Annotated in this window: 23 protein-coding genes; 12 read left to right on the forward strand and 11 right to left on the reverse strand. The window is 77.7% G+C overall.

The window, feature by feature from the left end:
* Positions 1–91: 91 nt before the first annotated feature.
* Complete coding sequence (locus tag ACI781_RS12925) at positions 92–1,237, reverse strand: thiolase family protein (RefSeq protein WP_456566512.1); 1,146 nt, start codon at positions 1,235–1,237, stop codon at positions 92–94.
* Positions 1,238–1,361: 124 nt separating this feature from the next.
* Here ACI781_RS12925 and ACI781_RS12930 point away from each other — a divergent pair, with 124 nt between their 5' ends.
* Positions 1,362–2,177, forward strand: a complete 816-nt coding sequence (locus ACI781_RS12930; RefSeq protein WP_456566513.1) for an acyl-CoA thioesterase — start codon at positions 1,362–1,364, stop codon at positions 2,175–2,177.
* Positions 2,178–2,247: 70 nt separating this feature from the next.
* Here ACI781_RS12930 and mftD read toward each other — a convergent pair whose 3' ends face one another.
* Both mftD and ACI781_RS12940 read right to left on the reverse strand, forming a co-directional pair.
* Complete coding sequence (gene mftD, locus ACI781_RS12935; RefSeq protein ID WP_456566514.1) at positions 2,248–3,492, reverse strand: pre-mycofactocin synthase MftD; 1,245 nt, start codon at positions 3,490–3,492, stop codon at positions 2,248–2,250.
* Between the two features lie 141 nt (positions 3,493–3,633).
* Positions 3,634–4,446, reverse strand: a complete 813-nt coding sequence (locus ACI781_RS12940) for a mycofactocin-coupled SDR family oxidoreductase (protein WP_456566515.1) — start codon at positions 4,444–4,446, stop codon at positions 3,634–3,636.
* Between the two features lie 217 nt (positions 4,447–4,663).
* Between ACI781_RS12940 and ACI781_RS12945 the strand changes: the two genes are divergently transcribed.
* Both ACI781_RS12945 and ACI781_RS12950 read left to right on the forward strand, forming a co-directional pair.
* A complete protein-coding gene (locus tag ACI781_RS12945) occupies positions 4,664–5,698 on the forward strand; it encodes an AAA family ATPase (protein WP_456566516.1) in 1,035 nt (344 codons plus the stop codon).
* Positions 5,699–6,106: 408 nt separating this feature from the next.
* A complete protein-coding gene (locus ACI781_RS12950) occupies positions 6,107–6,697 on the forward strand; it encodes a vWA domain-containing protein (protein WP_456566591.1) in 591 nt (196 codons plus the stop codon).
* A gap of 18 nt (positions 6,698–6,715) precedes the next feature.
* Here the strand turns inward: ACI781_RS12950 and ACI781_RS12955 are convergent, their stop codons facing one another.
* Positions 6,716–7,207, reverse strand: coding sequence for a pyridoxamine 5'-phosphate oxidase family protein (locus ACI781_RS12955; RefSeq protein ID WP_456566517.1), 492 nt, complete (start codon positions 7,205–7,207; stop codon positions 6,716–6,718).
* 130 nt (positions 7,208–7,337) lie between these two features.
* Here ACI781_RS12955 and ACI781_RS12960 point away from each other — a divergent pair, with 130 nt between their 5' ends.
* Complete coding sequence (locus ACI781_RS12960) at positions 7,338–8,582, forward strand: ABC transporter substrate-binding protein (RefSeq protein ID WP_456566518.1); 1,245 nt, start codon at positions 7,338–7,340, stop codon at positions 8,580–8,582.
* A gap of 13 nt (positions 8,583–8,595) precedes the next feature.
* Here the strand turns inward: ACI781_RS12960 and ACI781_RS12965 are convergent, their stop codons facing one another.
* A complete protein-coding gene (locus ACI781_RS12965) occupies positions 8,596–9,327 on the reverse strand; it encodes a glutamine amidotransferase (protein ID WP_456566519.1) in 732 nt (243 codons plus the stop codon).
* Between the two features lie 18 nt (positions 9,328–9,345).
* On the opposite strand from ACI781_RS12965, the gene ACI781_RS12970 reads away from it, so the two are divergent.
* The 3 genes from ACI781_RS12970 (at position 9,346) to ACI781_RS12980 (ending at position 12,580) form a co-directional block, all read left to right on the forward strand.
* Positions 9,346–10,551: an MFS transporter gene (locus ACI781_RS12970; RefSeq protein ID WP_456566520.1), complete on the forward strand. Its 1,206-nt coding sequence runs from the start codon at positions 9,346–9,348 to the stop codon at positions 10,549–10,551.
* Positions 10,552–10,573: 22 nt separating this feature from the next.
* Positions 10,574–11,035, forward strand: coding sequence for a universal stress protein (locus ACI781_RS12975; protein WP_456566521.1), 462 nt, complete (start codon positions 10,574–10,576; stop codon positions 11,033–11,035).
* 93 nt (positions 11,036–11,128) lie between these two features.
* The gene (locus tag ACI781_RS12980) at positions 11,129–12,580 is read left to right on the forward strand and encodes a PP2C family protein-serine/threonine phosphatase (RefSeq protein ID WP_456566522.1); all 1,452 of its coding nucleotides are present in this window, start codon (positions 11,129–11,131) and stop codon (positions 12,578–12,580) included.
* A gap of 35 nt (positions 12,581–12,615) precedes the next feature.
* On the opposite strand, the gene ACI781_RS12985 is transcribed toward ACI781_RS12980, so the two are convergent.
* A complete protein-coding gene (locus ACI781_RS12985) occupies positions 12,616–12,849 on the reverse strand; it encodes a hypothetical protein (RefSeq protein ID WP_456566523.1) in 234 nt (77 codons plus the stop codon).
* A 107-nt stretch (positions 12,850–12,956) separates the two neighbouring features.
* On the opposite strand from ACI781_RS12985, the gene ACI781_RS12990 reads away from it, so the two are divergent.
* Positions 12,957–15,803: an FAD-binding and (Fe-S)-binding domain-containing protein gene (locus ACI781_RS12990; RefSeq protein ID WP_456566524.1), complete on the forward strand. Its 2,847-nt coding sequence runs from the start codon at positions 12,957–12,959 to the stop codon at positions 15,801–15,803.
* Here the strand turns inward: ACI781_RS12990 and ACI781_RS12995 are convergent.
* Entirely contained in the window at positions 15,800–17,308 is a 1,509-nt protein-coding gene (locus ACI781_RS12995) for a sensor histidine kinase (protein WP_456566525.1), read from the reverse strand. The two genes, ACI781_RS12990 and ACI781_RS12995, sit on opposite strands and share 4 nt — an antisense overlap.
* Positions 17,309–17,394: 86 nt before the next feature.
* A complete protein-coding gene (locus ACI781_RS13000) occupies positions 17,395–17,976 on the reverse strand; it encodes an AAA family ATPase (RefSeq protein ID WP_456566526.1) in 582 nt (193 codons plus the stop codon).
* Between the two features lie 241 nt (positions 17,977–18,217).
* Here ACI781_RS13000 and ACI781_RS13005 point away from each other — a divergent pair, with 241 nt between their 5' ends.
* The gene (locus ACI781_RS13005) at positions 18,218–18,811 is read left to right on the forward strand and encodes a hypothetical protein (protein ID WP_456566527.1); all 594 of its coding nucleotides are present in this window, start codon (positions 18,218–18,220) and stop codon (positions 18,809–18,811) included.
* A 220-nt stretch (positions 18,812–19,031) separates the two neighbouring features.
* On the opposite strand, the gene ACI781_RS13010 is transcribed toward ACI781_RS13005, so the two are convergent.
* The 3 genes from ACI781_RS13010 to ACI781_RS13020 are packed head-to-tail and all read right to left on the reverse strand — an operon-like array spanning position 19,032 to position 22,074.
* A complete protein-coding gene (locus ACI781_RS13010; RefSeq protein WP_456566528.1) occupies positions 19,032–19,847 on the reverse strand; it encodes an alpha/beta hydrolase in 816 nt (271 codons plus the stop codon).
* A gap of 53 nt (positions 19,848–19,900) precedes the next feature.
* Complete coding sequence (locus tag ACI781_RS13015; protein WP_456566529.1) at positions 19,901–21,097, reverse strand: glycosyltransferase; 1,197 nt, start codon at positions 21,095–21,097, stop codon at positions 19,901–19,903.
* 8 nt (positions 21,098–21,105) lie between these two features.
* Positions 21,106–22,074 (reverse strand): glucosyl-3-phosphoglycerate synthase, encoded by a 969-nt coding sequence (locus ACI781_RS13020; RefSeq protein ID WP_456566530.1) that lies wholly within the window; start codon positions 22,072–22,074, stop codon positions 21,106–21,108.
* A gap of 116 nt (positions 22,075–22,190) precedes the next feature.
* Between ACI781_RS13020 and ACI781_RS13025 the strand changes: the two genes are divergently transcribed.
* The 3 genes from ACI781_RS13025 (at position 22,191) to ACI781_RS13035 (ending at position 24,861) form a co-directional block, all read left to right on the forward strand.
* Entirely contained in the window at positions 22,191–23,147 is a 957-nt protein-coding gene (locus ACI781_RS13025; RefSeq protein ID WP_456566531.1) for a Gfo/Idh/MocA family protein, read from the forward strand.
* Positions 23,144–24,232 (forward strand): zinc-dependent alcohol dehydrogenase, encoded by a 1,089-nt coding sequence (locus tag ACI781_RS13030; RefSeq protein WP_456566532.1) that lies wholly within the window; start codon positions 23,144–23,146, stop codon positions 24,230–24,232. The genes ACI781_RS13025 and ACI781_RS13030 overlap by 4 nt, the downstream gene beginning before the upstream one ends.
* Before the next feature lie 197 nt (positions 24,233–24,429).
* The gene (locus tag ACI781_RS13035) at positions 24,430–24,861 is read left to right on the forward strand and encodes a Fur family transcriptional regulator (RefSeq protein WP_456566533.1); all 432 of its coding nucleotides are present in this window, start codon (positions 24,430–24,432) and stop codon (positions 24,859–24,861) included.
* Positions 24,862–24,956: the final 95 nt, after the last annotated feature.

The raw sequence follows: 24,956 nt of genomic DNA on the forward strand, positions 1-24,956 counted from the left end.
CCCCCCCCCCCCCCCCCCCCCCCCCCCCCCCCCCCCCCGCCCCCCCCCCCCCCCCCCCGCCCCCCCCCCCCCCCCCCCCCCCGACGTGCCGTCAGAGGAGCTCGAAGACCGTGGCGTTGGCCTGGCCGCCGCCCTCGCACATCGTCTGCAGCCCGTAGCGGATGCCGTTGTCGCGCATGTGGTGCAGCAGCGTGGTGGCGATGCGCGCCCCCGACCCGCCGAGCGGGTGCCCGAGCGCGATCGCCCCGCCGTTGGGGTTGAGCGCCTTGGCGTCGGCACCGGTCTCGGCCAGCCAGGCCAGCGGCACCGGCGCGAACGCCTCGTTGACCTCGAACGCGCCGATCTCGTCCAGCGACAGGCCCGACCGCGCCAGCGCCTTCTGCGTCGCCGGGATGGGGGCGGTCAGCATCATCACCGGGTCGGCGCCGGCCAGGACGGCGGTGTGCACGCGCGCGATCGGGGTGAGCCCGAGCTCGCGCGCCTTCTCCTCGGTCGTCATGAGCAGCGCCGCGGACCCGTCGGAGATCTGCGACGAGTTGCCCGCGGTGATGACGCCGCCCTCGGGCCGGAACACCGTCTTGAGGCCGGCGAGCACCTCGGTCGTCGTCCCGGGCCGGATGCCCTCGTCCTCGGCGACCACCGTGCCGTCGGGCAGGGTCACCGGCGCGATCTGCGCGGCGAAGCGGCCCTCGGCGCGGGCGGCCGCCGCCTTCTCGTGCGAGGCGACGGAGAGCTCGTCGCACTGCGCCCGGCTCAGGCCCCACCTCTCGGCGATCATCTCCGCGCCGATGCCCTGGTTCGGCGCGGTCCCGTAGCGGGCCATGAACGCCTCGCCGAAGGGGTCCATGTCCATCCGGGCGGTCCCCATGGGGACCCGGCTCATCGACTCGACGCCCCCGGCGACGACGACGTCGTAGTGCCCGGCGACCAGCCCGGCCGCGGCGAAGTGGACGGCCTGCTGCGAGGAGCCGCACTGGCGGTCGACGGTCACGCCGGTGACCGTCTCCGGCCAGCCCGCGGCCAGCGCGGCGGTGCGGGCGATGTCGAAGGTCTGCTCGCCGACCTGGCTCACGCAGCCCCACACCACGTCCTCGACGACGGCCGGGTCGACGCCGGCCCGGTCGACCAGGGAGCGCAGGACGTGCGCGGACAGGTCCACGGGGTGGACGCCGGAGAGCCCACCCCGGCGCTTGCCCACCGGGGTCCGGACGGCCTCGACGATGACTGCGTCACGCATGCTGCTCTCCCCTTCGAGACGTGTGCGGCCACTGTAGGTCGCCGACCCCTCCTCCGCGGGTCCCGAGCGCGGGCCGGGCACCCCGACGGGGACGCCCGAGGGACCCGCCTGGTAGGTGTGACGGGTGCCCGACATCCTGGACGTGCTCGCCGTGGAGCGGATCGACGCCGACGTCTTCCGAGGGCACCCGGTGCCCACCCGGATGGCCCGGACGTTCGGCGGGCAGGTCGCCGGCCAGGCGATGATGGCCGCCGTCCAGACGGTCGGGCCCGAGCAGCCGGTGCACTCGCTGCACGGCTACTTCCTGCGCCCGGGCCGGCCGCAGGAGCCGATCCTGCTGCTGGTCGACCGGTTGCGGACCGGGCGCGGGTTCAGCGCCCGGCAGGTCAACGCCCTGCAGGACGGCAAGACGATCTTCTCGATGTCGGCGTCGTTCCACTCCGGCGACGAGGGGCCCGAGCACCAGGAGGCCGTGCCCCGCGTGCCGCGACCGGAGGAGTTGCCGCAGGTCGACCCGCTGGACGGCGCCTTCGCCGCCGAGTGGCCGAACTGGGACGCGATCCGCGTGCCCGAGCCGCCGCACGAGCGGGTCGAGCAGCGCCCGCGCCAGCTGTTCTGGGTACGCCACCGCGAGCGACTGCCGGACGACCCGGCCGTCCACGTCGGCGCGCTGACCTACCTGAGCGACATGTTCCTCATCGGGACCTCGACCCAGGCCCACCGCGGGATGCGCGGGCTGCAGTTCGCCACCCTCGACCACGCGCTGTGGTTCCAGCGGCCCTTCCGCGCCGACGAGTGGCTGCTGGTGGACCAGGTGTCGCCGTCGGCGGGCAACGGGCGCTCGTACAACCAGGGGCGGATCAGCGACCTGCGCGGCCGGCTGGTCGCCACGGTCGTCCAGGAGGGCCTGATGCGCCTGCCCCGCGACGCCGAGCGCTGACCGGCCCCGGGAACGACGACGGCGGCGGCACCCGGGTCGCGGGTGCCGCCGCCGTGGTCAGGCGCGTCGCTCAGCGCGGCGCGGGCTTCTCCCGCTGCCGGGACCGGCCGGCCGGGGCGCCCGGCGCCGGGGCGGCGTCGTCGGCACCGAGGTGCCGCTCGAACCCGGCCGGGATGACCAGGTCGTCGCGGGACAGGTCGGCGATCGACGGGTGGCCGAGGCCGACGAGGGCCGAGCCGAGGCCGTCGCGCAGCAGGTCCAGCACGTTCTCGACACCGGCCTGGCCGTTGGCCGCGAGGCCCCACAGGTAGGCGCGGCCGATCATGACGGCGCGGGCACCGAGGGCCAGGGCCTTGGCGACGTCGGAGCCGCGGCGGATGCCGCCGTCGAGCAGCACCTCGATCTGGTCACCGACGGCCTCGGCGACCGCGGGCAGGGCCCGGATCGAGGCCGGCGTCCCGTCCAGGTTGTTGCCGCCGTGGTTGGACACCGAGATGGCGGTGGCACCGGCGTCGATGGCGCGCTTGGCGTCGTCGACCCGCATGACGCCCTTGAGCATGAACGGCGCCTCGGGCCACAGGCTGCGCAGCCAGGCGACGTCCTCCCACGTGGGCATCGGCGAGCCCATCCACTGGCCGTAGGCCTCGAAGAAGGTCGGCGCCGGGGCACCGGGGGTGGCGACCATGTTCGGGACGGTGAGGTCCGGGATGGCGCCGGTCTTGACGAAGCTCCACAGCCAGCCCGGCTTGAGGGCGACCTGCGGCGCGTAGCGGTACATCGCCTCGAAGTTGACCTTCGACGGGATGAAGGGGCTGCCCCAGTCACGGCCGTGCGAGAACGACCAGTCGAGGGTGGCGATGAGGCCGGCGGCGCCCGCGTTCTTCGCCCGCTCCACCTTGGCGGCCATCGTGTCGCGGTCGCCGACCCAGTACAGCTGGAAGAAGGTCTTCGGGTTCGCCGCGATGACCTCCTCCATCGGCTTGCTGGCCATCGAGGACAGGCCCATGGCCGTGCCGCGGGCGGCGGCGGCGCGGGCGACGGCGACCTCACCGTCGGGGTTGACGGCCTGGACCCCGGTCGGGCTGATCATCACCGGGAGCGCGAGCTCCTGGCCCATGACCGTGGTGGCGATCTGCTTGGCGTTGGCCAGGCCGGCGCTGTGCGGCGCGAAGCCGATCTCCTCGAACGCCGCCGTGTTGTCGGCGCTGGTCAGGCCCTTCTCCGACCCGGCGATCAGCGCGCCGTAGACGCCCTTGGGCAGCCGGCGCTTCGCCCGGCGCTGCGCCTCCGCCACGGTCTCGAACCACTTGCCCACAGCTCACCCCTCGTCGATCGGTCCCGGCACCCTCGCCGGATGGCACTGAGTGCCACCCTAGGGACCGCGCGCCGCCGCGTCCAGCGCCGGGCCCGCGCCATCCCCCGGACGGGTCCCGCGGGCGGCCGGGTGCCGGGCCGGTCAGCGGGCGAGCGTCCCCAGGTCCACCGGCAGCGCGACGCCGGTGACGTGCCGGGCGTCGTCGGAGGCCAGGAAGGCGACGGCGGCGGCGATGTCCTCCGGCTGCGAGATGACGTCGGGCAGGGCCCCCATGAAGACCGGCCCGAGGGTGGCCGCGTTCTCCCCGATCAGCTCCCCCATCCGCGCCGGCTGCATGCCGGTCGCGACGCCGTGCGGGTGCACGGTGTTGACGCGGATGCCGTACTGCCCCAGCTCGTTGGCCATCGACCGGGCCAGGCCGACGACGCCGTGCTTGCTGGCCGCGTAGTGCGCCAGGAACGGCAGGCCGCGCAGGCCGGCGACCGAGCTGATGACGACGATCGAGCCGCCGGTGCCCTGCTCGATGAGCGTCGGCACCGTGGCCTTCATCGTGTAGAAGGTGCCGGTCAGGTTGACGTCGATCGTCTCCTGCCACTGCTCGACGGGGATCTCCCACGACCAGTTGGCCGGGCAGATGCCCGCGTTGGCCACGACGACGTCCAGCCGCCCGAACTGCGCGACCCCGTCGGCCACCAGCGCCTGCAGGGCCGGGAGGTCGCGGATGTCGACCTTGCGGGCCAGGATCCGGCGGTCCTGCTCCTCGACCAGGCGGACGGTCTCGGCCAGGTCCTCCTCGGTGGGGCCGGGGTAGTCGGTCGTCGCGGCGGTCGCGCAGTTGTCCAGGGCGATCACGTCGGCGCCCTCGGCGGCGAGCCGGACGGCGTGCGCCCGCCCCTGCCCGCGCGCGGCACCCGTGACCAGCGCGACCCTCCCGGCGAGCCTGGTGGCGGTCATGCGGTACCTCCTGTGGTCCGGCAGGCACCCGGCGGCGCCGCCGGGCCGGGCGCCCGCTGTCCCCGGACGCGTCCCGCGATCATCGCGCGGTCGCGGGGAGTCGGCGCGGCGCGAGGACGGCCGCCCGCCGGGGTCGGCGGGGTCGCCGCGGACCGGCGTCCTACCATCGCCGGTGGACGGCGGCCGGGGTCCCGGGCGCACCGGACGAGGAGGACCCTTGGCAGCAGCCGTCGACGGACCCGACGAGACGTTCCCGGGCGACCGGGTCCCCACGGGCCCCGGCTCGGACACGGTGATCACCGGCTCCCGGGTCGGCTCGGCCGACGGCGGCTCGGTCCGCGAGATCCGCCGCCGCGTGGCGCGCCACCTGGTCGGCCGCGAACGCGAGGTCGACCTGCTGCTCGCCAGCGTCTCCGCCGGCCGCGACGTGCTCCTGGAGGGCCCGCCCGGCACCTCGAAGTCGACGCTGCTCCGGTCGATCACGACCGAGTGGGGCATCCCGCTGCTGTTCGTCGAGGGCAACGCCGACCTGACGCCGACCCGGCTGGTCGGCCACCACAGCCCCGCGCGGGTGCTGCGGGAGGACTACACCGCCGACAACTTCGTGCCCGGGCCGCTGGTCGAGGCGATGCAGGCCGGCGGCTTCCTCTACGTCGAGGAGTTCAACCGCGCGCCGGAGGACACCCTCAACACGCTGCTGACCGCCATGGCGGAGCGGCGGATCACGGTCCCCCGCGTCGGCACCGTGGAGGCGCTGCCCTCGTTCCGGGTGGTCGCCTCGATGAACCCCTACGACAACATCGGGACCACCCGGCTGTCGACGTCGGTGTACGACCGGCTGTGCCGGCTGGCCATCGACTACCAGGACGCCGAGGCCGAGCGCGGCATCGTCGGCCGGCGCACCGGCGTGGAGTCGCCGCGGCTGATCGCCGACGCCGTGGCCCTCACCCGCGCCACCCGCGAGCGCGACGACGTCCGCCAGGGCAGCAGCGTGCGCGGCGCGATCGACCTCGCCCTCGTGGCCGCGCAGCTGGCCACCATGCGGGCCGTCCCGCTGCCCGACGAGCCCTCCGTGCAGCCGCCGCGCGGCCTGCCCGAGGAGTACACGGCGGTGGTGTTCGACGCGCTGCTGCTGGCGCTGTCCGGGCGGATCTTCCTCGACGAGGCCCTCGAGACGGCGCCGGAGCTGGTGCTGCGCGAGATCTGGGAGGACCACTTCCTCATCAACCCCGCGGCGGCCGACCCGGGTTGAAGGACCGTCGCCCTCGACTCGCCGCTGGAGCGGAAGGGGTCACCGCGGCCGGACCGCCCGGGGCTGCGACGGCCGCTGCGGCGCAAGCCCAAGCAGCTGACCGAGCAGCCGTCGCTGTTCGCCCCGAGCCCGGGTGGCGGTGGGCTGTCCCTCGTCGGCGGTGACCGCCGCCGGCAGCGCCGCGCCGCCGTCCCCCCGGGCGGGACCGCGCGCGGGGTCACCGACGACGAGGCCTCGGTCATCGCGCTGGCCGACCTCGAGGCGGCCGACCGCGCCGAGGCCACCGCCCGGCAGCGGGCGCGCGAGATCGCCCGCCGGCTGGCCGTCGCCCGGCCGCCGCGGGAGCGCCGGCCGCGCCGCGGCGTCGGCGAGCTGACCAGCCTGCCGTGGAGCGGCGGGTCCGACGAGCTGGACCTCGAGCGCACCCTGGACACGCTGGTGGGCAAGCCGCTGCCCGACGACGACGACGTGGTCGTGCGCGAGCGGGTGCGCCGCCGGCGGGCCGTCGTGCTCGTCGTCGACGTGTCCGGCTCGATGCGCGGCGAGCGGATCCGCACCGCGGCCGCGACCGTCGGCGCCCTCACCGGCGAGCTGGCGCGCGACCGGCTGTCGGTGGTGGCGTTCTGGTCCGACGCCGCGGTGCTGGTCCGGATGGGCGAGCCGGCCGACCCGGCGCGGGTGCTGGACCTGCTGGTGCGGATGCCGGCCCAGGGCCTGACGAACGTGTCGTTCGCGCTGGAGACGGCGGCCGCCCAGCTGGCCGGCGTGCCGGCGCGGGACGGCCGCGTGCTGCTGCTGTCGGACTGCGTGCACAACGCCGGCCCCGACCCGCGGCTGGTGGCCGCGCGGCTGCCGCGGCTGGACGTGCTGCTGGACACCACCGGTGAGGACGACGTCGAGCTGGGCCGCGACCTGGCCCGCGCGGGGCGGGGCCGGTGCCGGCTGGTGGCGGGGCACCGCGAGGTCGCGGGCGCGCTGACGTCGGTCTTCGCGCCCTGACCCCCTCCCCCGGGGGGATCAGCGGGCGGGGATCTTCCGGAAGTCCCAGCTGACCACCTTCGCGGGCACGATCCGCAGCCAGGCGTGCCGGCCGTCGGGGACGTGGGTGTCGCTGCCGGTGTACTTGCGGGCGAACGCCCGCTCGACCGGGGCCAGGTCCGGGTGGGCGGCGTCCCCGCGCGGGACGTCGCCGACCACCTCGGCGGTGCCGGTGACCTCCACGCCGCGCAGCTCGCCGTACTCCTCCCCCGCGTCGACGACGACGGCGACGCGGGGGTCGCGGGCGAGGTCGGTCCACCGCTGGCTGCGCACGAGGGAGTTCAGCCAGAGGGCGGCGCCGTCCCAGACGAACCACAGCGGGGCGACGTGCGGCCGCCCGTCCGCGCCCACCGTGGCCACCCGGCAGGTGCGTTCGGCGGTGAGGAACCCGTGCAGCTCGCCCGCGGTCATGGCGATGGCCCGTGCACGCCGCTGGCCGCCGGCCGGGCCCTGCGGGTCGGTGGGGGTCATGGACTCCTCCTCGGGACGGCTCCCCGGCGCGGTCGGGTCAACGCGTACCAGAGTCCGGGCCGGGCCGCCGACCGCCGCGACCGACCTGGCAGGCTCTGGCCGACGGCCTCGTCACGGGGGGAGCTCGGGGATGCACGGCAGGCGGAGGGCGGCAGCCGGCGCGGCGTGCGCGGCCGCGCTCGTCCTGGCCGCCTGCGGCGGCCCCGGCGAGGCGCCCCGCGGCGCGGCGGCCGGTGGCGGCGCGGACGCCTCCGGCGCCACCCGGACCGTCCGGGTGGGCGTCCTGACCTCGCTCAGCGGTGCCGGTGCGGCCGCCGCGCAGGACGCGGTCCGGGGCACGCAGGCGCGGTTCGACGCCTACGAGCAGGCCGCCGCGGGCTGCGCCGCCGACCTGGACCTCGAGATCGTCCCGGCCGACGACACCTCCTCCGCGCAGGGCGCCCTGGTCGCCGCGCACGTGCTCGTGCAGCAGGAGGACGTCTTCGCCCTGATCGACGTGAGCGCGTTCTTCTACGGCGCCTCGACGTTCCTCACCGGCCAGGCCGCCCACGTCCCGGTGATCGGCGGCGCCTGGGACGGCGCCCAGGAGTGGCGGGCCACCGACGACAACCTGTTCGCCTCGGCGTACGTCCCCGACTACGAGACCGTCTACACCGGCACCGGCGAGGTCCTGCGGGCCGAGGGAGCGACCACCGTGGCGGGCGTGGCCCACGTCGGCCCCAGCTCGCAGCGCAGCCTGGACACCGGCATGGCCTCGGCCGCCGCCGCGGGCCTGCGACGCGGCTACGAGGACGCCAGCGTCCCGATCGGCAGCGCCGACCTCGACGCCGTCGTCCTGGGCATCCTCGAGTCGCGGGCCGACGCGGTGTACACGACGACCACCCCCGACACCGCCCTGGCGCTGGTGTCCGCGCTCCACCGCGCCGGGTGGGAGGGCACGTTCCTCTCCCCCACCGGCTACGGCGCCGACCTGCCGGCGGTCCCGCCCGCCGCCGGGGCCGGGCGGGGCGTCGTCCTCTCCACCGACACCACCCCGGTGGAGGCGGAGACCCCGGCGACGCAGGCGCTGCGGTCCGCGCTGCGGGAGGCCGGCAACCCGTCGGGCGTCCCCGGCTTCTACGAGGGCCAGGGCTGGCTGGCCGCCGACCTGCTCCTGCACGGCCTGGAGCGGGCCGGCTGCGACGCCGACCGGGCGGCCCTGGTCGACACCCTGCAGCGGACCGACGACTGGGACGGCGGCGGCCTCTACCCGCGCCCGGTCCCGCAGAGCACGACCGCCTACGCCGAGCAGTGCTCGTTCTACGTGCGGCTCGAGGGCGAGGCGTTCGTCCCGCTGCACGACGGCCTCCCCGTGTGCGGGACCCCGGTCGGCTGACCCGCGGGGCCGGTCACCGGTAGCGGTCGACGAAGGCCGCCAGCACGCGGCCGGGTTCGGTGACCACGGCCGTGGAGATCCGCGCCACGAGGTCGTCCAGCTCGGCCGGCGGGAAGTAGCCCGCGTGCTGGTAGACCCGCGCCCGGGTCACGAGGCCGGCGACGTCGAGCTCCGGGTGGAACTGGGTGGCGTACACGTTGCGGCCGACGCGGAACATCTGCACGGGGCAGCCCGGCGAGGCGGCCAGCAGCACCGCGGTCGGCGGCAGCACCCGGCAGGCCTCCTTGTGCCCGACCAGCGCGTCGAACACCGCCGGCATCCCGGCCAGCAGCGGGTCGGCCCGGCCGGCCGCGGTCAGGGTGACCGGCACGCAGGAGACCGGTTCCCCGTACGTGCGGTCGACGACGCCGCCCTGGTGCACGCCCAGCGTGCCGATCCCGTAGCAGGCGCCCAGGAACGGCTTGTCCGCCGGCACGACCCGGTCCAGCAGGCCCGACAGGTCGGCCTCGACCCGCCGCTGCACCGCCGACTTCTCCCCCACCGGGTCGCTGGCGGTGAACGGGCTCCCGCCGACGATCACACCGGCGTAGTCGTCGAGGTCCAGGGCGGGCAGCGGTGCGGCCTCCAGGCGCACCCGGTGCAGCTGCGCCTCCCGCAGGCCGGTCGCCCGGAGGAACCCGGCGTACTCGTCGTCGGCGGCGGCGTCCTCGGCACGCGAGGCCAGCAGGAGGAAGGGCCGGCGCACGGCAGCGATGCTAGGGAGGTGACGACGACCGAGGACACCACCGCCCCGCCACGGCGCGCCCGGGCCGCGGTCGCCGCCTGCTTCTTCGTGAACGCCGTCCTCTACGCGGGGCTCGTGCCGCGGCTGCCGGAGGTCAAGGACCGGCTGGAGCTGAGCAACTCCTCGCTCGGGGTGGCGCTGGCGGCGCTGCCGCTGGGGGCGCTGCTGGCCGCGCTGTCCTCCGCGGCCCTGATCCGCCGGTTCGGTTCCGGGCGGGTGGCCTCGGCGGGCCTGGCGGCGCTGGCCCTCGCCGTGTGGGCCGCGGGCGTGGGGCCCTCCTGGGGGCTGTTCGCGGCGGGCCTGCTGGTGGCCGGCGCGCTGGACGCCGTGGTCGACGTCGCGCAGAACGCGCACGGCCTGCGGGTGCAGCGGCGGTACCGGCGGTCGATCCTCAACTCCTTCCACGGCATCTGGAGCATCGGGGCGGTCACCGGTGGGCTGCTCGGCGCGGCCGCCGCCGGCCTCGGCGTCCCCCTGGGGGTGCACCTGGGCTGCGCGGCCGCGGTCTTCGCCGGCCTCGCGCTGGTCGCCGGGCGCGGGATGCTCCCCGGGCCCGACGAGGACGACCGGGAGCAGCCCGCCGCCGACGCGGCACCCGGACCGGGACGCGGCACCGTGCGCGGGCCGGTGCTCGCCCTGGCCGCGCTCGGGCTCCTCGCCTGCTGCGGCGCGTTCGTCGAGGACGCCGGCTCGTCCTGGAGCGCGCTGTACCTGCGCACCGAGGTGGGCGCCGGCGTGGCGACGGCGGGGCTGGGCTTCGTCGCGCTGTCGGCGGCGATGACGGTCGGGCGGCTCGCCGGCGACCGGGTGGTCGACCGGTTCGGCCAGCGCCGGGTCGCCCGCGCCGGCGGGGCCCTGGTCGCCGCCGGCACGGGGCTGGCGCTCGCCGTCCCCACGCTCCCGACGGCGCTCGCGGGCCTGGCCCTGGCCGGCCTGGGCGTCGCGACGCTGGTACCGGCCGTCTACGCCGCCGCCGACGCCCTGCCCGGGCTGCGGCCGGGCACGGGCCTGACGGTGGTCAACTGGCTGCTGCGGATCGGCTTCCTGGTCAGCCCGCCGCTGGTGGGGCTGCTGGCCGACGCCTTCTCGCTGCGGGCAGCGCTGCTCGCCGTCGTCGCCGCCGGGCTGGTCACCCTCGTCGCCGGCCGGGTGCTGGGCGGGACGGCGGCCCGCCCGGCCGGCTGACCGCGGCACTACCGTCGGCGGGATGGACCCCGAGCGCCCCGACGGCCCGGTGCACGCCAGCACCGTCGTGGCCGGCGTCGACGGCTCCCCCACCTCGCTGCGCGCCGCCGCCTACGCGGCGGGGCTGGCCCGCCGGCAGCACGCCGGCCTGGTGCTGGTCTACGTGCGCGAGCCGATGCCGGCGGCGGCCGCGATCGGCGCCGGCCTGGACCCGCAGGCGCTGGTGTCCGCGCGGCAGGTGCAGGACGCGGTGCAGGCGGAGCTCGGGCGCACGGTCGCCGAGCTCACCGGCCCGGGCGACCCGCCGGCGGAGTTCGTGGTGCGGGTGGGCTCCCCGATCCGGGAGCTCACCGACGTCGCCCGCCGGCGGCGCGCCGACGCCGTCGTCGTCGGCGCCTCGACCCACCCCGGGCACCGCGTGGCGGGCAGCCTCGCGCTGCGCCTGGTCCGCGTCGGCGAGTGGCCGGTCACCGTCGTCCCGTAGCCGCGGGCGCCGCGGCCGGGACCGTGGCCGGCTCGCGTAGATTCGGCGGCCGGTCCCCTGCCGCAGCGGCGAGCGGACGGAAGGGGGACCCGCGTGAGCGCACCGGCCGCCGACGGGGCCCTGCCGGGGTGGCTCGCCCCCGTGCTCGGACCGCTCGGTGACGCGCTCGCCGCAGGACCGGGGGGACCGGTCAGCTGGCACGCGCGCCACCCGGTCACCGGGGCGCCGCTGACCCTCACGGTGCAGGCCGGCGCGGCGCCCGACGTGGCGGGCGACGGCGGTGCGCCGCGGGTGCCCGCCGGGGCCCTCGACGCCCTGGCCGGCAACCCGGACGTGTCCGAGGCCGCCGGCCGGCTCGCCCGCCTGGTGGTCCCCGCGCTGGCCGACTGGGCGACCGTGACCGTGCTCGGCGAGGACGGCACCCCCGCGCGGTCGGGGGTGGCGCACCGCGACCCGGCCCGCGTCGGCGACGTCGAGCTGTACCTCACCCGTCGCGCGACCGCCCCCCGCGACCAGGCCCTGCTGACCTCCGCGCTGCGCTCCGGGGAGCCGGTGCAGCTGCGCGAGATCAGCGCCGAGCTGGGCCCGGAGGCCCAGCCGGACCCCGAGGTGCGGGCGGCCCTGCGGCGCCTGGACCCGACGTCGTCGCTGTTCGTGCCGCTGCAGGCCCGGGGCGCCGCCTTCGGCGTGCTGTCGCTCGTCACGTCCGGTGACCGGCCCCCGCACGACGCGGCCGAGATCGCCGCCGCGGTGTCGGTGGCCCGCCGGGCGGCGCTGGCGATGGACAACGCCCGGCTGTACGAGAGCCGGCTGCAGGTCGCCGAGACCCTGCAGCACAGCCTGCTGACCCCGCCGCCGCAGCCGGCCGGCCTGTCCATCGCCGTGCGGTACCGGCCGGCGAGCTCGCACGCGCTGGTCGGCGGCGACTGGTACGACGCCTTCGAGCAGGCCGACGGCGCCACCCTGCTCGTCATCGGCGACGTGGTGGGCCACAACGTGGAGGCCGCGTCGGCGATGGCGCAGCTGCGCAGCGCCGTCCGCACGCTGGCCTACGACCGCCCCGACAGCCCCGCCGGCACCCTCGAGCGGGTGGACCGGCTGCTGGCCGGCCTGCATCTCGGGACGCTGGCCACCGCGCTGGTGGCCCGGCTCGAGCCGCCGGACGCCCGCGGCGGCCGGGTGCTGCGCTGGTCCTCGGCCGGGCACGTGCCGCCGCTGCTGCTGCACCCCGACGGCGGCACCCGCCTGCTGGAGACCCCGCCGGAGCGGATGCTGGGCATCGAGGAGTCGGCCGGGCGCACCGACCACCGGACGCCGCTCGGTCCCGGCGACACGGTGCTGCTGTGCACCGACGGGCTGGTGGAGGCCGGCCGGGTCGGCATCGACGCCGGGCTCGCGCGCATCTGCGGCGCCGTCGCCGACCTCGCCGGGCTCGCGCCCGGGGCCCTGTGCGACCGGCTGCTCACCCGGCTGGTGCCCGACCGGGCCGAGGACGACGTCGCCGTCCTCGCCGTGCGCTGCCTGCCCGCCGACGTCGCGGCCTGACCGCCGGAGCGGCCCCCGGCAGGGTGGGGGCGCCGTCAGCCCGCGATGCGGTGGCACTCCGGGCAGCGTGCGCCGTCGCCGACCCGCTGCCAGGCGAGGTCGGCGAGCGCGGTGACCAGCTCGCCGCACTCGGCGGCGGCCAGCCCGTCGACCACCGGCCGGGACACCGCGTGCGCGCGGCCGAGGACGCGGTCGGACCCCGCGGTCCCGGTGTCGGCCCGGCCCGGCACGGCCGCGGGCGTGCCCACCACGTACAGATCGGCTCCCATGCGCGCACTCTGCACGCGCGGCGGGGCCGCCGGGTGTCGGCCCGGTGGCGGCCGGGTTTCGACACGCGGACGCCCCGGGGGTGGCCGGTCGTCGTAGGGTCGCGGGGGTGAGCCGCACCGCCGCAGCCGAGGCCACCGAGCTGGGCGCGGCGCTGCGCCGGGCGGGCCTGGCCGACGTCGACGAGTCGGGGCTGGCCCGGGCGCTGTACTCCTCCGACGGGTCGCTGTACCGGGTGCTGCCGCGGGCGGTGGTCCGGCCGCGGCACCCCGACGAGCTGGTCGCCGTGCTGGAGGTGTGCCGGGAGCTGGGCGTGCCGCTGACCGCGCGCGGGGCGGGCACGTCGATCGCGGGGAACGCGGTCGGCCCGGGTGTCGTCGTCGACACGAGCCGGCACCTGACGCGGGTGCGCGCGATCGACCCGGAGGCGCGCACGGCGACCGTCGACCCCGGCGTCGTCCAGGCGGCCCTGCAGGCGGCGGCGCGGCCGCACGGGCTGCGGTTCGGCCCGGACCCGAGCACCCACAACCGCTGCACCGTCGGCGGGATGATCGGCAACAACGCCTGCGGGTCCCGCGCGCTGGGCTACGGCCGGACCTCGGACAACGTCACCGGGCTCGACGTGGTGACCGGCGGCGGCGAGCGGCTGCTCCTCGGCGGCGGCGCCGCGCCGGCGAGCCCGGCGCTGGACCGGCTGCGCGGCCTGGTGGCCGGGGACCTGGCGGCGATCCGCACGGAGCTCGGCCGCTTCGGCCGGCAGGTGTCGGGCTACTCGCTGGAGCACCTGCTGCCCGAGCGCGGCTTCGACGTCGCCCGCGCGCTGGTCGGCAGCGAGGGGACGCTCGCGCTGGTCCTGGGCGCGACGGTGCGGCTGGTCGCCGACGCGCCGGTCCGGGGGCTGGTCGTGCTCGGCTACCCGTCGATGGCCGACGCCGCGGACGCGACGCCGGCGCTGCTGCCCCACGGCCCGACCGCCGTCGAGGGGCTGGACGAGCGGATCGTGCAGCGGCTGCGCGACGTGCCGGCGGCCACGGTGCCCGACCTGCCGCGCGGCCGCGGCTGGCTGGTCGTGGAGCTGACCGGGGACTCCGTCGCCGAGGTGGCGGCCGCGGCCCGCGGTGTGGTCGCCGACGCCGGCGCCGAGGACGCGATGGTGGTCACCGACACGGCGCAGGCGGCGGCGATCTGGCGGATCCGGGAGGACGGCGCCGGCCTCGCCGCCCGCACCCCCGACGGGCGCCCGGCGCACGCCGGGTGGGAGGACGCCGCGGTGCCGGTGGAGTCGCTGGGCACCTACCTGCGCGAGTTCGAGGCGCTGCTGGACGGGCACGGCCTGCAGGGGGTGCCGTACGGCCACTTCGGCGACGGCTGCGTGCACGTGCGCATCGACTTCCCGTTCGGCCGCGAGCCCGACCGCGGGCGCGGCGCCTACCGGGCGTTCGTGACCGACGCGGCGGCGCTGGTGGCCCGGCACGGCGGCTCGGTCTCCGGCGAGCACGGTGACGGCCGCGCCCGCGGCGAGCTGCTGGCGACGATGTACTCCGGCCGCGTCCTGGCGCTGTTCGAACGGGTCAAGGCCGTGTTCGACCCCGACGACGTCCTCAACCCGGGGGTGCTGGTGCGGCCGGCGCCGCTGGACGCCGACGTCCGGGTGGCGGCCGCGCCGCGCCTGCGTGCCGGGCTGGCGCTGGCCTACCCGCACGACGGCGGCGACTTCTCGAACGCGGTGCACCGCTGCACCGGCGTCGGCAAGTGCCGGGCCGACCTGAGCGCGGCCGGCGGGGTGATGTGCCCGTCGTTCGTCGCCACCCGCGAGGAGAAGGACAGCACGCGCGGCCGCGCGCGGGTGCTGCAGGAGATGCTGGCGCCCGGCGGGCCGGTGACCGGGTGGCGCTCGCCGGAGGTGCACGAGGCGCTGGACCTGTGCCTGTCGTGCAAGGGCTGCGCGCGGGACTGCCCGACCGGGGTCGACATGGCCGCCTACAAGTCCGAGGTGCTGCACCAGACCTACCGCCACCGCCTCCGGCCACGCGCGCACTACGTGCTGGGCCGGCTGCCGTTCTGGTCCGACCTCGCCGCGCGCACGCCGCGGCTGGCCAACGCGGTCATCGGCTCGCGGCTCGGCGGCCGGCTGGCGAGGTGGGCCGCCGGGGTCGACCAGCGCCGCTCGCTGCCGGCGTTCGCGCCGCGCACGTTCCGCGCCGAGTGGGCCGCCCGGGTGGGCGGGGACGGCACAGCGACCCACGACGGCCCGCCGGTCGCGCTGTGGGTGGACTCGTTCACCGACCACTTCGCCCCGTCGGTCGCGCACGCGGCGGTGGCGGTGCTGGGGGCCGCCGGCTACCGGGTGCAGGTGCCCGGCGCGGACACCTGCTGCGGGCTGACCTGGATCACCACCGGCCAGCTGGACGCCGCCCGGCGCACGATCGGCGCGACCGTCACCGCGCTGGCCCCGCTGGCCCGCGCCGGGGTGCCGGTCGTCGGGCTGGAGCCCTCGTGCACCGCGGTGCTGCGCGGCGAGGCGAGGGAGCTCGTCCCCGGCGCGGACGCCGAGGCCGTCGCCGCCGCCACGCGGACCCTCGCCGAGCTGCTGCGCGACACCCCCGGCTGGCGGGCGCCGGACCTCACCGGCCTGCCGGTGGTGGCGCAGCCGCACTGCCACCACCACGCCACGATGGGCTGGGCTCCCGACGAGACGCTGCTGCGCGACGCCGGGGCACGGGTGCAGCGGCTGGGCGGGTGCTGCGGGCTGGCCGGCAACTGGGGCGTGGAGAAGGGGCACCACGACGTCTCCGTCGCGATCGCCGGGCACCAGCTGCTGCCCGCGGTGCGGGCGCTGCCCGAGGACGGCGTGGTGCTGGCCGACGGGTTCTCCTGCCGCACCCAGCTCGACGACCTCGCCGGCCGCCGCGGCCTGCACCTGGCGGAGCTGCTGGCGCGGAACCTGCCGGGCTAGGGCACCAGCAGGGCCGGGTCACCCGGTGCGGGGGCGGCGTCCTCCTCGTCGGCGTCGGGCTCGGCGACCGTCGCGTGCGGGAGCCGGACGGTGACGACCGTCCGCCCGGGCCGGCTCGCCACGTCGACCGAACCGCCGTGCGCGGTGACGACCGCCTGCACGATGGCCAGCCCCAGGCCGGTGCTGCCGCCGGTGCGGTTGCGGGAGGCGTCGCCGCGGACGAACCGCTCGAACACGCCGGGCTGCAGGGCCTCGGGGATGCCGGGGCCGTCGTCGGTCACCTGCAGCACCGCCGCGCCGTCCTCGGCGCGCAGCCGGGTCGTGGCCGTCGTCCCCGGTGGGGTGTGCGTGCGGACGTTGGCCAGCAGGTTGGCCAGCACCTGGTGGAGGCGGGCGGGGTCGCCGGGCACGAGGACGGCGGCCGGCGGCAGGTCGACCCGCCAGCGGTGCCCCGGCCCGGCGGCGTGGGCGTCGCTGACCGCGTCGAGGACCGTGGCGGTGAGGTCGACGGTGCCGGGCACGATCTCGCGGCCGGCGTCGAGGCGGGCCAGCAGCAGCAGGTCGTCGACGAGGCCGGACATCCGCACCGCCTCGGCCTCGACGCGGCGCAGCGACCGGTCGGCGTCCTCGGGCAGGTCGGCGGTGCGCCGCAGCAGCTCGGTGTACCCGCGGATGGAGGTGACCGGGGTGCGCAGCTCGTGGCTGGCGTCGGCCACGAACTGCCGCAGCCGCGTCTCCGACGTCTGCCGGGCGGCCATGGCGCCCTCGACCGAGTCCAGCAGCCGGTTGAGCGCGCCGCCGACGCGGCCGACCTCGGTGCGCGGGTCGGTGTCGGCGGCGGGCACGCGGTCGGCCAGCCGGACCTCCCCCGAGGCCAGCGGCAGCTCCGCGACCCGGCCGGCGGTCGCCGCGACGCGGTGCAGCGGCCGCAGGGTGCGGCCGATGACCAGGTGGGCGGCGGCGCCGGCGGCGAGCAGCCCGAGCAGCCCGGCGACGACCTCGGCGGCGACCAGGCGCAGCAGCGCGGTGCGCACCGGGTCCAGCGGCAGGCCGGTGACGACCACCGTGCCGTCGCCGGTGCTCGTGGCGACCACCCGGTAGCCGCCGAGGCCGGGGAGGTCGACGGTCCGCGGCTGCCCGTCGGCCGGGACGCCGGCCAGCACCTGGTCCTGCGCCCTGGTGAGCAGGCGGCCCTCGCCGTCGGACTCGATGACCGCGGCCGCCTGGACGACCCCGCCGGTGATCCGGGCGCCGAGGGTGCCGTCGCCCTGGCCGGGGGTGAGCAGGAAGTCGGGGCCGCCGTCGTCGTCGCGCGGGCCCTGCTCGGCGTGCGCGGAGCGGTCGGCGGCGGCCGCGAGCCGGCCGTCGACCTCGCCGACCAGCTCGCTGCGCAGGACCGTGGTCGCCGCGACCCCGACGACGGCGAGGACGACGGCCAGCGGCACCAGGAAGGCGCACAGCAGGCGGGCCCGCAGGGAGAGCCGGCGGGCGGGAGGTCGTCGCATGCCCCCACGGTCGGCCGCCCGTCTGCGCGTCGCCTGGACGCCCCCGGGGAGGTGGCTGGGTGGGGCGGTCGGCGTCGGCGGTCCCGTCACTCCCCTGCCGGGTCGCGGGCCAGGACGTCGGCGAGCGCGAGGTGGTCGGCGCCGGCCCGGTCGACCCGCAGGGCGCCGTCCCCGGCCGCGACGAGGAGTCCGGGCCAGCGCGCGGCGTGCCGCTGCATCGCCCGGTGGGGCAGCGGGCGCCCGCGGCTGGTCTGCCCCGCCCGCGCCAGGTCGGCCGGGACGTCGAGCAGCACGACGCGCACCGTGCGGCCGGCGTCGGCGGCCGCGCCCAGGACGACGCTGCGCCAGCGCGGACCGGTCCACGGGTCGGTCAGGACGACGACGGGTGCCGGCCCGGCCACCGCGGACACCACCCGCCAGCGGTGGACCAGGTGCACCAGCGGCCGCACCAGCCGGTAGGGCACCCGCGCCGCGACCCGCCGGACCCGCGCCGCGACGTCCTCGGAGTCGAGGCCCGTCACGCCCGGGTCCGCGCCCGCGAGCCAGCGCCGCAGCAGGGTGGTCTTGCCGCTGCCGGGCAGGCCGGCCACGACGACGAGCACTCCCCCGCTCCCCTGCTCCCGCGGGGGCAGCAGCCCGACCGCGCCGGGCGTCGTCCCGTCCGTCATGCCGGCTCCTCTCACCTGAGCCCTCAACGGTCCCGGCGCCGGGTGCGGTTCCACCGGGAGCCGGCTGGACGTTCCCTGTGAACGGACATCGGGTGGCGCTGCCCCGCCGAGATCGCCGATCTCGGCGGCATCAGGGCGCCACGTCCACAGCCGCACCACGGGTGGGTGCCAGGTAGCTGCCAGGTCCGCCGCCGACCCTTCACCCGGGACGGCCGGATGGTCCAGCCGACAGGAGGAGACCGTGCGCAAGAAGCTGATCATCGCCGGCACCGCCGGGGCGCTCACCCTGGTCGGTCTCGGCGTCGCCCTGCCGGCGCTGGCGGACGGCGAGTCCCCCGCCCCGGGAGCGTCGTCGCAGGACCGCATCCGCGACGCCCTCGCCGGCCTGGTGGACGACGGGTCGATCACGCAGGAACAGGCCGACGAGGTCGCCGCGACCCTGAGCGACGCGGGCATCGGCGACCACGGCGGGCACGGATCCGGGTTCGTGCGCGAGGGCCTGTCCACCGCTGCCGAGACGCTCGGCATGACCGAGGAGGAGCTCCGCACGGCGCTGCAGGCCGACGGGGCGTCGCTGGCGTCGGTCGCCCAGGAGGAGGGCGTCGACGTCCAGACCCTGGTCGACGCGTTGGTGCGGGCTGCGACCGACCGGATCGACCAGGCGGTCAGCGACGGCCGCCTCACCCAGGCCGACGCCGACCAGGTGCTGGCCGACCTGGAGCAGCGCATCACCGACCGTGTCCACCGCACCGACCTGCTCGACGGCCCGCACGGGGACGGGCACGGCCGCCACCGGGGCTGGCACGGCCCGCACGGGGGTGACGACGGCGACTGACCCTCCGCCGTCAGCGGACCCGGGCGGCGTCACCCCCCCGGGGTGGCGCGTTCCCGGGGTGGCGCGTTCCCGCATCCAGGGGTGGGAGCGGCGACCGGGCGTCGTCCCGCCGTCCCGCCCCGCCGAGATCGGCGATCTCGGCACCATCAGCCCTTGATGCCGCCGAGATCGCCGATCTCGGCGGCACCCTGGGCGGCAACCGGCCGGGTCAGCGGCGGGGTCAGCGGCGCGGCAGGGCCTCGTCCAGGAACGCCGTGACGTCGGCCAGCACCTCGTCGGCGTTGGTCTCGTTGAAGACCTCGTGCCGCGCGCCGGGGTAGATCCGCTCCGCGTGCCGCCCGCCGCCCAGGTGGGCGATGCCGCGCCGGCTGCCCTCGACCGGCACGAGCCGGTCGTCCGCGCCGTGCACCCACAGCAGCGGGAGGTCCCCGAGGTCGGGGCCGGCGTCGACCGCGGCGAGCGCCCGCTGCCAGGCCTCGAGCATCGGCCGCTGGAACGGCCCGTGCCAGACCAGCGGGTCGGCCTCGTAGGCCTCCCCCACCGCCGGGTCGCGGGACAGCGTGGTGCTGTCCAGCGGGACGTCGGGGATCTCCGGCAGGTCGAGCAGCACCCCGACCGTGGCGAAGTCGCCGACGACCGGCCCGGACAGCACCAGCGCGGCCAGCGTGGCCCCGTACCGCTGCGCGTAGCGCGCCGACACCAGCCCGCCCATGGAGTGCCCGACCAGGACGACGGGCAGCCCGGGGTGCTCGGCGCGGGCCCGCTCGTCGAGGGCGTGCAGGTCGTCCACCACCTGCTCCACGTCGGGGAACACGGCCCGCTCCCCGTCGCTGCGACCGTGCCCCCTGTGGTCGACGGCGTACACCACGGCCCCGTGCGCGACCAGTGCCGCGGCCACGTGCCCGTAGCGGCCGGCGTGCTCGCCGTACCCGTGGGCGAGCAGCGCGACGTACCGCGGCGCGCCGTCCCCCTCCCACGTGCGGGCGGCCAGCCGCCCTCCCGACCCGTCCAGCGTCCACTCGCGTGCGGTGTTCACGGCCGCGACCGTAGGACGGCGGCGCGCGCCGGGCACCCGCAGCGGCGGGACGCTCAGCGGGCCGCGGCCGGCAGCCGCCCGGGGTCGCCGCCGGCCCGGGGGGCGGGGACCGCGGCGGCGCGCCGCAGCACCTCGGCGTACAGGCGCTCGTACCCGTCGGCCATCACCGCCGGGGCGAAGCGGCGGCGGGCCTCGGCCGCGCAGGTCTCCGGGTCGATCTCGTCCAGGCGCCGCAGGGCCGCGGCGAAGTCCGCCTCGTCGGCGGCGAGGAAGCCGGTCCGCCCGTCGTCGACCAGGGACGGCAGGCACCCGAGCGGGGCGGCGACGACGGGCGTGCCGGCGGCGAGGGCCTCGCACACCGCCGTCCCCCCGGGCTCGGGCCACCGGATCGGGAACAGCACCGCGCGCGAGCGGCGCAGCAGCTCCTCCTTCTCCTCCCCCGCCACGCTGCCGATCCAGCGCACCCGGTCGCCGTCGAGGGCGGGTGCGACGTGCTCGAGGAACCACCGGACGTCGGGGTAGCCGGCCACCGGGCTGGCCGGGTCGGCGAGGGCGGCCTCGAGGGAGGCCCGGTCGGGCTGGCCGCCGACCGGGCCGGCCAGCACCAGCGGCACCCCCGCCGCCCGGCACGCGCGCACGGCGACGTCGGTGCCCTTCAGCTCGCACAGCCGGGACAGCACGAGGACCTCGTCGGAGCGCTCGCCCCGCGGCACCGGCGCCCGGTCGGGGACGGGCACCGCCAGCGGCACGGCACCGAGCGTCTGGGCCCGCAACCGCTCGGGCCCGCGGGCCACCTGCGAGTCCGAGACGCCGGCGAAGAAGACCCTGCCGCGACCGTCGAAGCTCTCGTAGAACTCCGCGTTGCGGGCCAGGTCCCAGTGCAGCGTGTGCAGCACCGGCGGGGCCGCGGGCCCGAGCGCGGCCAGCACCGCCGGGCCGACGACCTCCAGGTGGGTGTGCACCAGGTCCACCGGATCACCGGCCGCCTCCCGGCGGCGGAGCTCCTCGACCACCGCGGAGGCGTGCGCGTGCGCGATCCCGGTGACCTCCGGGTAGGGCGCGGCCAGCCGCGCGAACCGGCCGGAGGGGAAGGCCGCGACCCGGCCGTCGGCCGGCTGGGTGCTGTCGCCGACCGTGGCGAGCACGACGGTGTGCCCGCGGCGGCGCAGCTCGGTGGTGAGGGTGGCGACGACGTTCTCCAGGCCGCCGTAGCCCCGCGGCGGCACCGGCAGCCACGGGCCGGCGTCCATCAGGACCCTCACCGCGCCGCCCCGGGGAGCCGGGCACCGCGGTAGCCGGGCACGGTGCGCATGGGCGGCCGCTCCCGGACGCCGACCTCCCAGGTGACCGCCTCGACCGTCGTGCCGGTCCGGACGTACTGCACCAGCGTGTCCTCGGGGACCGCGACGCCGGGGCAGCGGGCCAGCGCGGTCTGCAGCACCTGCCCGGCCATCCGGCCCAGCGCCGCGTCGCTCTGGTGGCCGTGCCGGCGGGTGCCGAGGTCGACCTGGGCCAGGGCGTCGACGCCGGCCAGCTCGGCGAGGTCGATGAGCAGGCCGAGCTCGACGCCGTAGTGGGAGACGAACGGCACCCGGTCCAGCAGTTCCCGCCGCCCGGCGTACTCGCCGGACAGCGGCTGGACGAACCCCGACAGGTGGGGCCACAGCGCGCCGAGCAGCGGGCGGGCGATGAGCTCGGTCACCCGCCCGCCGCCGGTGGGCACGAGGCCCTCGCTGGTGGCCAGCGGGCGGTCGTAGAGCGCCTTCACGTAGCCGATGGAGGGATCGGTGAGCAGCGGCCCGAGCAGGCCGACGACGAACCCCGTGTCGAAGGCGACGAGGTCGGAGTCGACGAAGACCAGCAGGTCCCCGGACGTGACGTAGAGCGACTTCCACAGCGCCTCGCCCTTGCCCGGCACGTGCCCGCGCTCGGGCAGGACGTCGTCGACGTGCACGACCCGGGCGCCGGCGGCCGCCGCGACGCGCGCGGTGCGGTCGGTGGACCCGCTGTCCACCACGACCACCTCGTCGACCAGCGGGACGGCGTCGACCAGGTCGCGGCGCAGGGCGGCGACGATCGCGCCGACCGTGCGCTCCTCGTCCAGCGCCGGGAGCACCACGCTGACCGTGAGGCCCTGTTCGCGCTTGCGCTCCAGGAGCCGGCGCGCGTCGAAGTCCTGCGCGCGGTAGGTGCGGCGGTGCAACCAGTGGGCGACTTCGGTGCGCATCTCGGCCCTCTCGGTCGGGTGCTGTCCTCGGCCCCGTCGCACCTGGATACCCGGAACTGTGGCGTCCGTCACTGCCTGGCCGCGCGGGACCTCGCTCGGGGCGGCACGATCCCGGTGTGGTCATCCGCGTGGGGCTCGTCGGCGCCGGCGGCGTGGGCGCCCGCCACGCCCGCGTGCTGGCCGGGTTCCCCGACGTCGAGCTGGCCGGCGTCTGGGACGCCGACCCGGCGTCGGCGGCCGCGCTGGCCGGCGACGTCGGCGCCCCCGCCGCCGGTGACCTGGCCGGGCTGCTGGGCCGCGACCTCGACGCGGTCTGGCTCTGCGTGCCGCCGTTCGCGCACGGCGACCTGGAGGAGGCGGTGCTGCGCGCCGGCCTGCCGCTGTTCGTCGAGAAGCCGCTCGCGGCCGACCTCGCCGTCGCCGAGCGGGTGGCGGCGGCGGTGGCGGCGGCGGGCCTGCCGACGGCGACCGGCTACCACTGGCGGCACCTGGACACCGTCGCCCGCGCCCGGGACGCGCTCACCGGCGCGCCGGTGCGCCTGGTCGACGCGCGCTGGTGGGGCACGACGCCCCCGCCGGCCTGGTGGAGCCGCGCGGACCGCTCCGGCGGCCAGGTCGTCGAGCAGGCCACCCACGTGCTGGACCTGGTCCGGGTGCTCGCCGGGGAGGTCGCCGAGGTGACCGGCGCCGCCGCGGCCTCGAGCCGGGAGGGCCGAGACGTGCCGGACGCGACGGCCGCCGTCCTGCGGCTGGAGTCCGGCGCCGTGGGGACGGTCAGCACCTCCTGCGTGCTCCCGGCGCCGACGGCGGCCGGCCTGGAGGTGGTCGCCGACGGGACGTCGGTGCACCTCACCGAGACCGCGCTGCGGGTGCGCACCCGCTCCGGCGACGAGGACGCGACGCCGTCGGGGGACCCGCGCACCGCCGTCGACCGGGCCTTCGTCGACGTCCTGTCCGGGGCGCCCGCCCCGCCGGGGCTGGTCGACGTCGCCGAGGCGCTGGCCACGCACCGGCTGGCCTGGTCGCTCGCCGAGGCCACCCGCACCGGGACGACCGTGCGGGTGCCCCGGTGAGCACCGTGGCGACGCTCGTCGTCCCGCGGCCGGGCGTGCTGGAGGTGGAGGAGACCGCCGAGCCGCCGCTGGCCGAGGGCCGCTTCCGCGCGGAGACGCTCTACAGCGGGGTCTCGGCCGGCACCGAGCTCACCTGGTACCGCGGCACCAGCCCGTACCTGGCGACCGGGTGGGACGCCGAGCTCGGCCTGTTCGGCCCCGGCGGTGAGCGCCGGTCGTTCCCGGTGCGACAGCTGGGCTACATGGAGGTCGCCCGGGTGACCGCCACCCGCACGGCCGCGGTCACCGAGGGCGCCGTGGTGGCGATGGCCTACGGGCACGCGAGCGTCGTCCACGGCGACCCGGTGCACCAGCACGTCGTCCCGCTGCCGGCCGGGCTCGACCCGCTGCTCGGCGTCTACGTGGCCCACCTCGGCCCGATCTGCGTCAACGGGGTGCTGCACGCCGCGGCCGACGCCGGCGGGCGCGAGTTGCGCGACGGGGTGGCGGGCCGGCTGGTGGCCGTCGTCGGCGGCGGCGCCATCGGGCTGCTGGTCGGGCTGCTGGCCCGCGTGCACGGCGCCGCGGAGGTCGTCGTCGTCGACCCCACGCCGCAGCGGCGGACCGCGGCGGCCGGGCTGGGGCTGACCGCCGTCGACGACACCCCCGACGTCGCGGCGGAGCTCAAGACGCGCTGGCGGCACGGCCCGGGCGACCACGGCGCGGACGTGGTGTTCCAGTGCCGCGGGCGCCCGGCGGCCCTGGCGACCGCCCTGCGCTGCGCCCGCCCGCAGGCCACGGTCGTGGACCTGGCCTTCTACACCGGCGGCGCGCCGGACCTCGCGCTGGGCGAGGAGTTCCACCACAACGGCCTGGCCGTCCGCTGCGCCCAGATCGGCCGGGTACCGCGCGGGCTGGCCGCCTCCTGGGACCGCGCGCGGCTGTCCCGGGAGACGCTCGCGCTGCTGGCGGAGGCCGGGCACCTCGTCCGCGCGCACCTGCTCACCGACGTCGTCCCCGTCGCCGAGGCGCCGGCCCTCTTCGCCGGGCTCAGCGACCGCTCGCGGCACGCGCTGTCGGCCGCGCTGCGCTACCCGCCGGCCTGACCGGTCGCGGACGCACCACCGGTCCACTCCCCCGCACCCTGCGGGCGCCTCCGGCACCTCGCGGGCGCGATCGGACCGGCAGCCCGCCGAGGTCGCCGGCGAGGTGGGCCGGTCTCGCGCCCCGTTCGCCGGAGCGTCACCCCACGGTCGCCGGTTCTTGATTGACTCCAGACTACGGGGCGGGCAGACTGGTCGCCGTGTCGCCGACCGCACGGGATCTCGAGCGCGCGCTGCGCGCGGCCGACCTGCGGGTGACCCGCCCGCGGCTGGCCGTGCTGTCCGCGGTGCACGACCACCCGCACGCCGACACCGACTCGATCATCGGTGCCACCCGCGAGCGGCTGCCGGAGGTGTCGCACCAGGCCGTCTACGACGTGCTGCGCGCGCTCACCTCCGCCGGGCTCGTCCGCCGGCTGCAGCCGTCCGGCTCCGTCGCGCGCTACGAGGCCCGCGTCGGGGACAACCACCACCACGTCGTCTGCCGCTCGTGCGGCACGATCGTCGACGTCGACTGCGCCGTCGGCGAGGCACCCTGCCTGCGGGCCGTCGACGACGCGGGCTTCGAGATCGACGAGGCCGAGGTCGTCTACTGGGGCCGCTGCCCGGCGTGCGTCGCCGCCGCCGGGTGACGGCAGCCCGAGCCCCGCGCCGCCCAGGCGCACCCACACGAGACCGGGGGGCGCGCGTCGTCCTCCCGGCCGCGAGACCGAGGAACAACGAGAAG

Source organism: Blastococcus sp. SYSU D00695 (assembly GCF_054050555.1).